This is a genomic window from Pseudoduganella ginsengisoli (assembly GCF_009720865.1).
Lineage (GTDB): Bacteria > Pseudomonadota > Gammaproteobacteria > Burkholderiales > Burkholderiaceae_D > Rugamonas > Rugamonas ginsengisoli.
The window spans coordinates 110,081-123,503 of record NZ_WNLA01000016.1 but is presented as its reverse complement, the minus strand read 5'-3'; the positions used below and the strand labels follow the sequence as shown (position 1 = coordinate 123,503).

General features: G+C 60.6%; 14 protein-coding genes. 6 read left to right on the top strand and 8 right to left on the bottom strand.

Features of this window, described 5'->3' with window-relative positions; all coding sequences use genetic code 11:
• Window positions 1–6 precede the first annotated feature (6 nt).
• The 3 genes from GM668_RS21210 to cysS all read right to left on the bottom strand — a co-directional run bounded on the left by GM668_RS21210 (window position 7) and on the right by cysS (window position 3,094).
• On the bottom strand, window positions 7–981 hold the full coding sequence (locus GM668_RS21210) for an acetyl-CoA carboxylase carboxyltransferase subunit alpha (RefSeq protein ID WP_155440951.1): 975 nt from the start codon (window positions 979–981) through the stop codon (window positions 7–9).
• A 63-nt stretch (window positions 982–1,044) separates the two neighbouring features.
• Complete coding sequence (locus GM668_RS21205; RefSeq protein WP_155440950.1) at window positions 1,045–1,701, bottom strand: DNA-3-methyladenine glycosylase family protein; 657 nt, start codon at window positions 1,699–1,701, stop codon at window positions 1,045–1,047.
• 1 nt (window position 1,702) lies between these two features.
• Window positions 1,703–3,094 carry a cysteine--tRNA ligase gene (gene cysS / locus GM668_RS21200; protein ID WP_155440949.1) on the bottom strand — a complete coding sequence of 464 codons (1,392 nt, stop codon included), beginning with the start codon at window positions 3,092–3,094 and terminating at the stop codon, window positions 1,703–1,705.
• 183 nt (window positions 3,095–3,277) lie between these two features.
• Here cysS and GM668_RS21195 point away from each other — a divergent pair, with 183 nt between their 5' ends.
• The 3 genes from GM668_RS21195 to GM668_RS21185 all read left to right on the top strand — a co-directional run bounded on the left by GM668_RS21195 (window position 3,278) and on the right by GM668_RS21185 (window position 5,434).
• Window positions 3,278–3,937 (top strand): peptidylprolyl isomerase, encoded by a 660-nt coding sequence (locus tag GM668_RS21195; protein WP_155440948.1) that lies wholly within the window; start codon window positions 3,278–3,280, stop codon window positions 3,935–3,937.
• Window positions 3,938–4,050: 113 nt separating this feature from the next.
• Window positions 4,051–4,542 (top strand): peptidylprolyl isomerase, encoded by a 492-nt coding sequence (locus tag GM668_RS21190; protein WP_155440947.1) that lies wholly within the window; start codon window positions 4,051–4,053, stop codon window positions 4,540–4,542.
• A 139-nt stretch (window positions 4,543–4,681) separates the two neighbouring features.
• Complete coding sequence (locus GM668_RS21185) at window positions 4,682–5,434, top strand: UDP-2,3-diacylglucosamine diphosphatase (RefSeq protein WP_155440946.1); 753 nt, start codon at window positions 4,682–4,684, stop codon at window positions 5,432–5,434.
• On the opposite strand, the gene GM668_RS21180 is transcribed toward GM668_RS21185, so the two are convergent.
• The gene (locus tag GM668_RS21180; protein ID WP_155440945.1) at window positions 5,404–6,105 is read right to left on the bottom strand and encodes a CPBP family intramembrane glutamic endopeptidase; all 702 of its coding nucleotides are present in this window, start codon (window positions 6,103–6,105) and stop codon (window positions 5,404–5,406) included. The two genes, GM668_RS21185 and GM668_RS21180, sit on opposite strands and share 31 nt — an antisense overlap.
• A gap of 81 nt (window positions 6,106–6,186) precedes the next feature.
• On the opposite strand from GM668_RS21180, the gene GM668_RS21175 reads away from it, so the two are divergent.
• Window positions 6,187–6,942, top strand: coding sequence for a substrate-binding periplasmic protein (locus GM668_RS21175; RefSeq protein ID WP_155440944.1), 756 nt, complete (start codon window positions 6,187–6,189; stop codon window positions 6,940–6,942).
• On the opposite strand, the gene GM668_RS21170 is transcribed toward GM668_RS21175, so the two are convergent.
• Window positions 6,943–7,527, bottom strand: coding sequence for a DinB family protein (locus GM668_RS21170; protein WP_155440943.1), 585 nt, complete (start codon window positions 7,525–7,527; stop codon window positions 6,943–6,945).
• The gene (locus GM668_RS21165) at window positions 7,524–7,862 is read right to left on the bottom strand and encodes a winged helix-turn-helix transcriptional regulator (protein ID WP_155440942.1); all 339 of its coding nucleotides are present in this window, start codon (window positions 7,860–7,862) and stop codon (window positions 7,524–7,526) included. Before GM668_RS21165 ends, GM668_RS21170 begins: the two co-directional genes overlap by 4 nt.
• 64 nt (window positions 7,863–7,926) lie before the next feature.
• Here GM668_RS21165 and GM668_RS21160 point away from each other — a divergent pair, with 64 nt between their 5' ends.
• Window positions 7,927–8,436 (top strand): carboxymuconolactone decarboxylase family protein, encoded by a 510-nt coding sequence (locus GM668_RS21160; protein ID WP_155440941.1) that lies wholly within the window; start codon window positions 7,927–7,929, stop codon window positions 8,434–8,436.
• Here GM668_RS21160 and GM668_RS21155 read toward each other — a convergent pair whose 3' ends face one another.
• Window positions 8,437–9,024 (bottom strand): DUF1439 domain-containing protein, encoded by a 588-nt coding sequence (locus tag GM668_RS21155; protein WP_155440940.1) that lies wholly within the window; start codon window positions 9,022–9,024, stop codon window positions 8,437–8,439.
• Window positions 9,025–9,114: 90 nt separating this feature from the next.
• Here GM668_RS21155 and GM668_RS21150 point away from each other — a divergent pair, with 90 nt between their 5' ends.
• Window positions 9,115–9,873: a DUF72 domain-containing protein gene (locus GM668_RS21150; RefSeq protein ID WP_229499634.1), complete on the top strand. Its 759-nt coding sequence runs from the start codon at window positions 9,115–9,117 to the stop codon at window positions 9,871–9,873.
• 66 nt (window positions 9,874–9,939) lie between these two features.
• On the opposite strand, the gene GM668_RS21145 is transcribed toward GM668_RS21150, so the two are convergent.
• A complete protein-coding gene (locus tag GM668_RS21145) occupies window positions 9,940–13,344 on the bottom strand; it encodes a DUF4214 domain-containing protein (protein ID WP_155440938.1) in 3,405 nt (1,134 codons plus the stop codon).
• Window positions 13,345–13,423: the final 79 nt, after the last annotated feature.

Below are 13,423 nucleotides of genomic sequence, written 5' to 3'. Positions count from 1 at the left end.
CAGACATTATTCTTGCGGCGTGGTTTCCTTGAATTTGCCGTAGCTCATCAGCTTCTCGTGGCGGGCCGCCAGCAAATCCTTGGTCTTCATGCCCTGGAACTGGCGCAGCGAATCGGCCAGTGCGCGTTTCAGCATGCGGGCCATTTCTTTTGGATCGCGGTGCGCGCCGCCCAGTGGTTCATTAACAATCTTGTCAATCAGGCCAATGGCTTTCAGGCGGTGCGCCGTCAGGCCCAGCGCTTCGGCCGCGTCAGACGCGCGCTCGGCGGTCTTCCACAGGATCGATGCGCAGCCTTCGGGCGAAATCACGGAGTACGTCGCATATTGCAGCATCAAGACCTGGTCGCCCACGGCAATGGCCAGCGCGCCGCCGGAACCGCCCTCACCGATGATGGTGGCGATCAGCGGCACTTTCAGCTCCGCCATCACGTACAGGTTGTGGCCGATGGCTTCCGACTGGCCGCGCTCTTCCGCGTCGATGCCAGGGAATGCGCCAGGCGTGTCCACGAACGTGAAGATCGGCAGGTTGAATTTTTCCGCCAGTTTCATCAGGCGCATGGCCTTGCGGTAGCCTTCCGGCTTCGGCATGCCGAAGTTGCGCATCGCGCGCTCTTTGGTGTCGCGGCCCTTCTGGTGGCCGATCACCATGCATGGCTGGCCGTTGAAGCGGGCCAGGCCGCCGACGATGGACTGGTCGTCCGCATACGTGCGGTCGCCGTGCAGTTCATGGAAGTCGGTGAAAATCTCGTTCACATAGTCCATCGTGTATGGACGCTGCGGGTGGCGGGCGATTTGCGCCACTTGCCAAGGGGTCAGCTTGGCATAGATATCTTTGGTCAGTTGCTGGCTTTTCTTGGCCAGGCGGTCGATTTCTTCCGAAATATCGACAGCCGAGTCGTCTTGGACGAAGCGCAGCTCTTCAATTTTGGAATCGAGTTCCGCAATCGGTTGCTCAAAATTGAGGAAAGTCGTTTTAGTCATTCTACCTCCGTATGGGTGCCGCCCTGACGGCTGACAGAGCAGCGGACGAGACGGCGAATTGCGCTATTTTACCGGATCGGGGTCCAGAGACCGCCATAAATACCAGGTTGCGACAGTGCGATAAGGTTCCCAGTTGGCCGATACTTCGCGCGCATCGCTGCGCGAAACCGGCTCGCCTGAGAAGTAATTCTGGCTGATGCCCTGGATCAGACCGGGGTCATCCAGCGGCAAAACGTTCGGGCGGAGGAGATTAAATATCAAAAACATCTCCGCTGTCCAGCGGGTAATACCGCGTATTTGCACCAATTCAGCGATGACCGCTTCATCATCCATCTGGTCCCACTGGGACGCATGGACTTTTTTTGCCTTGAAATGGTCCGCCAGGTCCAGGATGTATTCAGTCTTGCGCTTGGACAGGCCGCACGCGGCCAATTGGCCGGCGCCCGCCTTCAAGACAGCCGATGGCGTGAAGCGCGGCATGGCCGCGCGCAAGGTTTGCCACGTGGCGTCCGCCGCCTTGGCCGTGACTTGCTGTTTGACGATGGAACGCGCCAGGGTGGTAAACGGGTCATCATGGCCGACCAGGTGCAGGTCGCCAATTTGAGGAATCAGCTTTTTCATGATGCGGTCACGCTTCATGAGTTCAGCTTTCGCCTCTTCCCAATACGGCGGCACTGCCGCGGCGCCCGGCACGGCGCCTTCCCTGGAGCTGTTCACCATCTTATGCGCGGCGCCAGTTGGTGGTGCCGTCAGGCTTGTCTTCGAGCACGATGCCGGCCGCCGTCAAATCCTTGCGGATCTGGTCAGCCGTGGCGAAGTCGCGCGACTTCTTGGCGGCAGCACGGGCGGCAATCGCTTCCACGATGGCCGCTTCGCTCATGCCGTCGCCGCCGCCGACGCCAGCTTGCAGGAAGGCTTGCGGCGTACGCTCCAGCAGGCCGATCACACCAGCCAGAGCTTTCAACTGGCGTGCCGCCACGGGCGACTTGGTCTTGTTGACTTCCGCCGCCAGGTCAAACAGCGCAGACACGGCGATCGGCGTATTGAAATCGTCATTCATCGCTTCGGCGAAACGCTGCGCGTTGGCTTCATTCCAGTCGAGCGGCTGGCCATCGCCTTCCACGCCATCGAGCGCCGTGTACAGGCGGGTCAGCGCGCCGCGGGCGTCGTCCAGGTGCGCGTCCGAGTAATTCAGCGGGCTGCGGTAATGCGCGCGCAAGATGAAGAAACGCACCACTTCGGCGTCATATTTCTTCAATACGTCACGGATCGTGAAGAAGTTGCCCAGCGATTTGGACATCTTTTCATTGTCGACACGGACAAACCCGTTGTGCAGCCAGTAGTTGGCCAGCGTGTGGCCGGACGCGCCTTCGGACTGCGCGATTTCATTTTCGTGGTGCGGGAATTGCAGGTCAGCGCCGCCGCCGTGGATGTCGAACTGTTCGCCCAGCAGCGCGCACGACATGGCCGAGCACTCGATGTGCCAGCCCGGGCGGCCTTTGCCCCACTTGGAATCCCATTTGACTTCTTCCGGCTCCGATTCCTTGGCGGCTTTCCACAGTACGAAGTCCAGCGGATCGCGCTTGCCGGTATTGACGTCAACGCGCTCGCCCGCGCGCAAGTCGTCCAGCGACTTGCCGGACAATTTGCCGTAGCCCTCGAAATTGCGCACGGCGTAATTCACGTCGCCGTCCTCGCCCTGGTAAGCCAGGCCCTTGCTTTCCAGCTTTTCAATAATGCCCAGCATTTGCGGCACGTATTCCGTGGCGCGCGGCACCAGCGTCGGCGGCAGGATGCCCAGGGCCGCCGTGTCTTCATCCATGTACTGGGTAAAGCGGCTGGTCAGCTGGCCGATGGTTTCGCCGTTTTCCACAGCGCGCTTGATGATCTTGTCGTCGATGTCCGTGATGTTGCGCGCGTAAGTGACGTCGTAGCCCGATGCCTTCAGCCAGCGGTACACCACGTCAAACGCCATCATCATGCGGCCGTGGCCGATATGGCAATAATCGTAGATGGTCATGCCGCACACATACATGCGGACTTTGCCTGCTTCCATCGGTACGAATGTTTGCTTCTCGCGCGCCAGCGTGTTGTAAATCTTCAAATTGCTCATCGGACTCTTGTAATTCTCAGGGCCTGTCACCGTGGCAAAACCAGCAATACAATAGCGGGTGCGTGGCACATATTCGTGCCGCACCTGCCGATCGCGTACGCCGGGGACTGACAGACCTCAATGGGTGTTTGCTAGAATGGTACGTCGGGCAAAGTATAGCACTGTTAATTTTAAGGAAGCCATATGCAAGAGACACGGAGACTGTGGATTAAATCGTTGGGACTGTTCGCCAGCCTGGTCACGGGCGCTGCTTTGTCGGGTTCCGCGCTGGCGGCGGACCCGGTAATGCCGCAAGTGTCGCTGAAAACCACGGAAGGCGAAATCGTGCTGGAACTGAACCAGGAAAAAGCGCCGATATCGGTCGCCAACTTCCTGCAGTACGTGAAATCCGGCCACTATAACGGGACGATTTTCCACCGCGTCATCGATGGCTTCATGATCCAGGCCGGCGGTTATACCGCTGATTTGAAAGGCAAACCAACCCGTCCGCCGATCCAAATTGAATCAAAGAACGGCTTGAAAAACGAAACGTACAGCGTCGCCATGGCGCGCATGGGCAATCCGAATTCCGCCACGGCCCAGTTTTTCATCAACGTGGTCGATAATGTCGGGCTGGATTATCCGGGCCAGGATGGCTGGGGTTATGCAGTATTTGGCCGCGTCATCAAGGGTTATGAGGTTGTTAATAAAATCAAGGGCGTGCTGGTTGATGACAAGGGCATCTTCCAGAATATCCCCGTCAAACCCATCACGATCACCAAAGCCACGATCTTGAAAAAGCCGATTGAACCGGTGCCGCCGCCAAATGCCGCGCCGCCGGGCGGCATGCCGATGCAGCAGTAAAATAGCGCTTTGGCCGCGTGTCCTGTATAGTCGCGCACAACCGCAAATCTGTGGATGCCCGGCCTGAAGGCCCTGCACCCATGTTGGGAAAATATCTTATTTGAGGAACCACCATGACCAAAATCGTCATCAACACCAATCTGGGCAAAATCACGGCTGAACTGGACGCGGAAAAAGCGCCAAAAACCGTGGCCAACTTCCTGGCGTACATGAACGCCGGCCACTACACCAACACGATTTTCCACCGCGTGATCGACGGTTTCATGATCCAGGGCGGCGGCTTTGAGCCAGGCATGAAGCAAAAGCCAACCGAAGCCACCGTGGAAAACGAAGCGAAAAACGGCTTGAAAAACGAGCCATACACGCTGGCCATGGCCCGCACCTCGGCGCCGCACTCGGCGTCCGCCCAGTTCTTCATCAACGTGAAAAACAATTCCTTCCTGGACTACCCAGGCCAGGACGGCTGGGGCTACGCTGTATTCGGTAAAGTCACCGAAGGCACCGACGTGGTAGACGCGATCAAGAAAGTCAAAACCACCCGCTCCGGCATGTTTGCCGACGTGCCGGTGGAAGACGTGATCATCACCAGCATCGAAGCGGCTTAATTTCGCACATCGTCATTCCCGCGCACGGCTCGGCGCCCCAGCGGGAATCCATAGGCCGCATCCGAAGCCACTCAGCATGGATCCCCGCTTGCGCGGGGATGACGAATCCCATGCCGCACGAAGAGCACCTTCTCCCGCAATGTCCGCTCCCCTCGCCCTGTTCATCTCCGACCTGCATTTGCAGCCCGCGCAACCCGCCATCACGGCCGCGTTCCACCGTTTTATGGAACAGCAGGCGCCCCATGCGCAGCAACTGTATTTATTGGGCGATATCTTTGAATACTGGGCGGGCGATGACGACCTTGGCGACGCTTATCACCAGGACATCATTGCCGCCATCCGCAAGATCAGCGATGCCGGCATTGCCGTCTACTGGATCGCCGGCAACCGCGACTTCCTCGCGGGCGACGCGTTTGCTGCCGCAGCGGGCCTGACCCTGCTGCCGGAAACGTGGGTGGCCGACATCGGCGGCCAGCGCATCGTGCTGCTGCATGGCGACGCGCAATGCACGGACGACGTCAAATACATGGCGTTCCGCGCCCAGGTGCGCGACCCCGCATGGCAACAGCAATTCCTCGCCATGCCGCTGGCGCAGCGCAAAGCCATCATTGCCGGCTTGCGTGAAAACAGCCAGAAAGAACACACGACGAAATCCTATGAAGTGATGGACGTGACGCCGCAGGCCATTGCCGCAGTCTTCGAACAAACCGGCGCCACCATCATGATCCACGGCCACACGCACCGCCCCGCCTTGCACCACGTGGATGGCACGCGCCGCTATGTGCTGCCAGACTGGGAACCGCAGGCGCAGCCGCCACGGGGCGGCTGGATTGCCGTGCACGCCGATGGCGCCATCGTGCGCTATGCGCTCGATGGCTCGGTGATCGCGTAGCGTTTTTTCCTATAAATACTCCAGCCGGCAGACAGCGGCAACGTAATGTGGATCACCATCAGCCACCAAAGGCTGCCTGTCCATACGTACGCCAGCGTGAACGCCAGGGCGGTGGCAATGCTGATGAAGTATGGCTTCCAGCCATGGAAGCCATGTCCCGAGCCATAGGCCACCGCGGACAAGGCAACCGCGCCCGCCAGGCCCACCACCGGCGCCAGCACCAGCAATAAAAATCCCCTGTACAGCAATTCCCAGCCGGCTCCCAGCAAGACAGACAGCACGGCGAAGACTGCCATTTCACGCGGCGTGGACGGCATGGCTTTGTCCTCGCGCATTTGCGCTTCGATGGCGGCACGCTTGCCGGCGCGCATGCGGCGCTCATACATCCCGCTGCCGAGCATCATGGCCGCCAGCCCGCCCAAGGCTGCCGCCAGCCCCCATAGGCCGGCCGTACCCGGCGGCCACGCCACGCCCATTTGCCGGGCGGTATAGCCAGACCAGGCTGCGCATACCGCCAGCGCCAGCAACAGCAACACCAGCCGGGTGATGTTCGACACGTATATTTTCATACGCGGGCGCTCCATGCCCCCGGCTTGACGGCTGCGCCAGATCGCGTGCGCCGGCAAGACCAGCAACAGGTACAGTACCAGCAACAGTTCAGGTAACGGCATGCGCCCTCTCGTATAGACAATGTGAAATATCAGATGCCCGCCGATATATAATCCATCAAGTTCAGTTTTCAAGCATTCTTCATGAAATCCGGTTTACTTGCCGTATTGCCATTGCTGGCAATACCGGCCTTCGCCAGCGAATCCGCGGCGTCTTCCGCCGTCACCGTGTCCTGGCGCGAAAAGCCGCCGTATTACTACACGGAAGATGGCGTGGAAAAAGGATTCATGCTGGCGTACGGTAAAGAAGTGTTTGCCGCAGCGGGTATCGATGCGCGCTTTGTGCGCGAACCGCAAAAACGCATCTGGACCAATTTCGAACTGCGCAAGCCGAATTACTGTTCGCTGTCATGGTACCGCTTGCCGGAACGGGAAGCCATCGCGCAATTCTCCATTCCCGTCTATACGGATCCGCCGCATACCATCCTCGTGGCGCCCGGGTCGGCAGCCAAGGTCCAAGCCCACACATCGCTGGCATCGCTGATGGCGGATCCGGAATTGATACTGGGCGTGGTCGATGGCGTGTCGTATGGCGTGGAACTCGATGAGCGCATTGCCAAAGCCGGCAACCAGACCATGCGCCGCACGGTCACCACCACCAGCATGATGCAAATGCTGGCTGCGAACCGCTTCCATTACATGTTCGCAGACCGCAACGACTGGGGCCATATGCGCGCCCACTTCAAGGAACTGGCGTCCGTCATTCAATACGACGTGCCGGATCTGCCGCAAGGCTTGAAGCGCTACATCCTGTGCAGCCGCTCCATGCCAGCATCCACCATGGAGCGCTTGAACCAGGCCATCCGCGCCTTGCCGAAACCCGCCACGCCGTACAAATAATCAGGCGCCCCAGATCAGCTGCTCGGTCCAGCCCAGCTCGCGGAAATCTTCCGCGCGTAACTCCGCTTCACCGGCACTGAAGAATTCATCGAGCTGCGGCGGCGCCACGGGCGTACCGGACAGCATTGCATGCACCTGCCCCCGGTGGTGCGTCTGGTGCTGGAACAGGTGCGCCAGCAGGCGGTGCCGCTTGTCGCGCTGCACGGAACCCACACGCAAGATCGTCACTGTGCGGTTCAACTCATCGTCCTTCAACTGCCGGCAATACCCGATCAGGCGCCGGTCTGCATCGCGCTGTTCGGCGCGCACTTCGCCACACGTGGCGCACGGCTGGTCCCGTTCGAAAAAGCTCAGGTAATGCGGGTGCGGTTCACGCCCTTCCAGCTCCCGCTCCAGCGCATCGATATAAAACCAGTCGACCGTCAGGATATGGTTCAGCGTAGCCTTGATCGACGGGAAGAAACCCGTGCGCGGCGCTTCGAATTCGGCCTGCGTCAGCTGCATGCACGCGTTCAGCAGGCGGTGGTTGGCCCACGCATTGTTGTACGCATGGGTGAGCAAATGGTGCGACAGGCTTGGCGTCATGTCATCTCCTTGGCCAGCACGGTTTGCCAGCGCTCCGACCACGCCAGCATGGGTTCCATGGCTTTCAACAGTTCAGCACCCAGCTGGCTGAGCGCATAGCCGTCGTCCGTCATTTCCACAAGCGCAGTGTCGCGTAATTCCCGCAGCCGCTGGTTCAGCACCGTGGGCGACATGTCGTCGCAGCGCTCGCGCAGCGCGCGGAAGGTTTGCGGCCCGCCCCGCAATTCCCAAATGATGCGCATGACCCAGCGCCGCCCCAATAAGTCCAGCGCCGCCATGATGGGACGCCCGCTGTGCGAACCGCGCACGGGGACGCCCGGTTTCGGTATTGCCATATCGACTCCTCTTTGTGCTACATTATCCGTAGCAATCTACCACATACACGAAAAAGGAGTCGCCATGCAGCCCAGGATTACCCCGTGCGAAGGTCCTTATACGCCGGAAACCGCCGGCGCGTTTGCCCGCGTCATGCCGCCAGGGATGGAACCGCTGAAACTGTTCAAGACCATGGCGCACAGCCCGCGTGTGCTGCAGCGGCTATTTGCAGGCAATTTGCTGGATCCCGGAACACTGTCGCTGCGCGACCGTGAAATGCTGATCTTGCGCACCTGTGCGCGCTGCGGCTGCGATTACGAATGGAGCGTGCACGCGGCGCTGTTTTCCCAGGCAGCGCAATTGTCCGCGGCGGAAGTGGCGGCCACGCAAGCGGCCAATGCGGACGATGTGCTGCTGCGGGCTGCCGACGAACTGCACGACACGTCCACCTTGTCCGATGGGGTGTGGGCGGAACTGGCGCAACGCTATGAGCCCGCACAGCTGCTGGAAATCCTGGCGCTGTGCGGCTATTACCATTCCATTGCCTTTATTGCCAATGCCTGCCGGGTCGCGCCGGAAGCATGGGCCGCGTAATTACCGGGCCGGTTCCACTACCAGCACCAGCGCCGTGGGCGTGGTGCGGATCGCCACCGGCACGAACTGGATGCCGGCAAAGCGCAAGTCTTCCGGCTTATAACTGTAGACAGGCACGTCGCGGATCATTTTGTCGGCCAGGATGTTGGCGGCGCCGGCTACCTGGCGCTGCTGCGATTCGCCCATGCCATCGACGGCAAAACGCTCGACTTTCGCATCGCTGAGGAACACGGCATTACGCACGTTATCCACCACCAGATGGCCGGAAATTCCCAGGCTGCCGCGCCACGACTGGCGCACAAGGATGGGCGATACGGTCAAGTCGGCGGACAGCGAGATGCGGTCATTCTCGCGCAGCGTGCCGATTTGCGGACTTGAAATCTGCACGTCAAACACGCCCAGCACGCGGTGCCGCACAGGGAAATGTTTGGCCAGGTTGTTTTGCAGCTTGTCCAGCGAAATTTCCACGTTGCGGGGGCCGGTCAGTCCCGCGCAAGACACCAGCATGGTGGCCATGGCGGGAACCGCGGCAAGTTTCAGCAAACGCACGCAAAGGTCGCGGCGGGTATTTCGGGAATGAGCAGTCATCAGTAAAATCCGGGCTGGCAAAAAGTATGCGGGCGACAGGCCCGCGCAATTGGCCGTACAGTGTAGGCGAGGATGAAGCAAGGAGACAAGATGGCAGTAGCGCACATAGGCTGTGCAGGCTGGTCGATACCCAAAACGGCGGCCATGGCGTTCCCCCTTGGCGGCACGCACCTGGAACGCTATGCGGCCGTGTTCAACAGCGTGGAAATCAATTCCTCGTTTTACCGCCCCCATCAAACGGCAACCTATGCGCGCTGGGCCGCCAGCGTGCCAGCGGCGTTCCGCTTTTCCGTCAAGGCGCCCCGCACCATGACGCACGTGCACCACCTGCAGGACGGTGAAGCCCCGATGGCGCGCTTTGCCGATGAAGTGGCGGGACTGGAGGCCAAACTGGGCTGCGTGCTGCTGCAATTCCCGCCATCGCTGATGTTCGACTTTGTCGCGGCCGGTTCCTTTTTTGCGCTGGCGCGGCGCCACTTCAGCCACACCATGGTGGCCTGCGAGGGCCGCCATCCCACGTGGTTTTCCGATACGGCCACCAGCCTGCTGCGCGAACACGGCATCACGCGCGTGATAGCCGATCCGCCGGCAGGCCAGCCCGGCGCCCATGTCGCCACGACGAAAAGCACGTATCTGCGCCTGCACGGCACGCCCCGCGTGTATTACTCGGCGTATGGGCCGGACGATATCGACTGGGCTGCCGGCATCCTCGCCGGGCGCCTGAAAGCCGGTCACGATGCATGGTGCATCTTCGACAATACGGCCGAAGGCCATGCCATGCCGAACGCCATGTCGCTGATGCAGCGTTTGGCCGAAGTCACCGCCCCGCCGCCGGAATCGGCCTGGTGACCGGATACACGTTATCCGCCCCTTCCCGCGGCAGCTTCCGGCATTTCCGCCGGCATTCAGCCGAATTCAGCCCAAATAAGGCGTGTACGTGAAACCGTTGCCGATGATCTCCAGCAAAGCTGCCTTGTTTTCGACCGACTCGCCAAACGATACCAGCACTTCTTCGCGCGGCAAGCCATGGTGCAGCACGTCTTGCCAGTAATGGAAGCCGTCAGCGTCCGGCGCGCGGTGCAGCACGTTGCTGTACAGCGCCGTTACGAATGCGTCGTCGCTGGGCGCGTCCCCATACAGTTTCTTGAATTCCGCGCTGGCGACAAATCCCCGCGCCACGTCGTTCAGCGGCATGCCCTTGTCCAGCTGGCCGATCCAGTAGCCCAGTCCTTCGCTGTCCGGCCGCCGGTTGAAGGCAGCCTGGTACATCCGGTATGCCTGGCCGCCATTGCCATCGATGTCGACGGCATAAAGCTGGTCGTTCATCATCACGCGCTCGACGCCTGTGTATACATCGACGGCGCCACCGTATGAGGTAACCTGGATTTCCGTCCCTACGCGCTTGATGCCGTGGTAATACATGCTGCCGCCATACCAAACCGTGTCGATCCCGGCGCCGCCATCGATTTTCACCGCTGTCACACCGTCGCCACCCTGCAGCAGATCCGCCGCCGGCGTGCCTGCCGTCACTGCCGCTACCGTCGTGAAGCGGAACGTTTCCGGTCCCGTGTAGGGGTTGCCGGCCAGGTCGGCAATCGCATCGCGGGGTATCGTCACAGTATAGGTGGCGCCCGGCTTCCACGTCCCATAGGATTTCAGCACCACGGTACTGTCGTTGACATAGGGCGCCTGGCCCACTGAGTCATACCCCGGCGGCACGACCTTGCCCTGGCTGTCGCTGATCTTGATACCGCTCTTGTCGATGGCGACAGGTTCATTGAAGGTCAGCGCGAAGCGGGTGTCCGTCAGCGCGACGTCCTTCGCATCGGGCAAGTGCGATTGGGCCACCACGACCGGAGCAGCCTTGTCGCCGCTGGTTTGCAGCACACGTACCGTGTAAGTACCCATGCTGATGTTTTTTCCATAAAAGTTGTCGTCACTGCCGACGCGCACAAAGTAGTCGCCTGTTTTCGCCGGCGTAAACATCATGCGGGTTTCAATGGCATTCGTGATCGCATCGGCCGCAGCGCCGGTCCATGTATACCCTTCGCCCACCACGGACAGCGGATATTGGCGCGAAGTGGAAAGCGTGCCGCCATTGCTGGCCGCGCCCAGCAGCTGAAATGCATAGGTCTTGCCCGCTTCCAGCGTGGTACGCAGCCAATCGCTGTCAGCGGGATGCGCCAGCGCCCCTTTGACGCCGGCGCCTGGCGCCAGCAAGCCCACCGTGTTCTTGTCGGCACTGAAGTCATCCACCGCATACGCTTGGGCAGACAGCTTATAGGGCAACGCGCCATCGCCATAGGATTGGCTCAAGGTCACGTAGATGTCGCCATCGGCAGGCGCCGTCACCAGCAGGTGGTCGGGGTTCGTACCGCCCCAATACAGCGATTTGAACGGAATGTCCTGGCCTGCGCCATTGGTCATCTGCAGCTTGGGCGTATTGTTGCCGGCACTTTCCAGCACCACTGTATAGGCCATGCCAGCGACACCGGAAATTTTATACATATCCTTGTCGACAGCGACTTCGAGCTTGCCGCTCAACGGCGTTCCCGGCGTCAGTGCAACCGCCGTTTGCGGCGTATCGCCCGCATCATCGGCGGCGCCCACGCTGGCGCTGATGGTATACGTTCCCGTGGCGCGGCTGGGCGACGACACTTCGACGTAATAGGTGCCGCTGGCCGATGGTGCAAACGGCAACGTATCGGCAAACGCGCCAGAGGTTGAACTTTGCGTCGTCCGCAATTCATTGCCGCCGGCGTCGAGCAGGCGCAATTGGCCGGAGTGGCTTTGACTCATTGCCACGGACTTGGCGCCGAACCAGTACGTGGCGCCTGCCGTCAGATTGACGGCATACCAGTCCCGGTCTCCGCCGCCGGCCTCCAGCGTGCCGGACAGCGTGGCGCCTATGGCCAGGCTGGCAGCGCTGCCGGCATTGGCGCCCACGTCGTCAGCCGCGCGCGCCACATTGACCGTGTACGCATAATTGGATGTCGCACCATACCCTCCCGCATACACTGTTGCGTAATACTCGCCACTGCGGCTTGGCGTGAACGTATAGATGCCGGTGTCAAAATTACCTACGTGGCCCAGCAGCTTGCCATCGGCGCCGCTGATATCGAATTGCACCCAGCGCCCGCCGGAAGCGACGCCGTCCGCCGCAAACGAATAGGTGACGCCGGCCTGCAGCGGCACGTTGAACATATCCTTCTCGCCGGTCGATTGCAGCACGCCCCGGGCGGCAACGCCGACTTGCATCGGTGCGGCGGTGGCCGCCGTGTCGCCGATGTCGTCAAGCGCGCCGGCGCTGACTTTGACGTCATACGGCTGCGCTTCCTTGATGTAGGTGGTCATCATCGGCAAATGCACGTTGATGTAATACGTGCCGCTCTCCGCCGCCAGCAGCGTGACGCCATCGGCGCGCGTGTTGAGCCCGATACTGCCCACTTCTTTACCGGACGGACTGATAATTTCCGCAGGCATCGGATAATTCTGGTCGCCGACGGCGATCGTATAGTATTTCCCCGCTTCGAGGCTGACCTGGAACCGGTCCTGGTCCGTCTGGTAATCAATGGCGGCATGTACCCCACTGCCGCCAGCCGCCACCACACCCGCCCCCGCATCGGTATTGGGGAAGTCATCTTTCCACTCTTTGAGCGCCATCGTGTAAGCACCCGTATTGAGCCCCAGCACTTCCAGGTAATAGTCGCCTTCCGCCGCCACATCGAACGAATACGAATATTGCTGCGCCAGTTTGCCGCCGGCATCGAATATGCGCGCCGTGGCGGGAGTCACGCCGCCGGTGTGGCTGAAACTGTAATGGCTGGTGGGCACCGCATGGAATTTGACCCAGTCGCGGTCGCCAACGAGATTGAAGACGCCGCTGACCGTGCCGTCGGCCGCCAGCTTGCCGGTGGTCGCCGTGCTGGCCGCATAGTCATCTGAACCGGGGTGGCGCACTGCCAGCAGGGAGTAGCTGCCGAACGGGACGCTTAAATATTTCTCATCGGCGGCCAGGTAATACGTGCCGCTGGCGGGCGCAGTGAAGTCGATCGCCGGCAGCGTGCCGATCGCGCCCTTCACCGTCTCGCCGGCTGGCGCGCCGCTCGCATCCTTCAGCGACAGCGAGATCCTTTCGTTTGCCGAATAGTCGTATCCCGGCGACTGGATCATGAAGACATAGCGGACACCCGCCTGCAAGTCGACTGCAAACCAGTCACTGTCTTCAGGTCCCTCGAAGTTGCCGGTGGTGGCGATGTCCAGGGTCAGCTTGCCAGTGGTGCCGGTATTGTTTGCGAAATCGTCAGTCTGTGTAGCCACGGTAAAAGTTGGTAAATTGCAAAAAGTCGGCCAGTGTAGCAAAAGATTTGTCTTTTTCAGAACTGGTGTTATAGTTCAC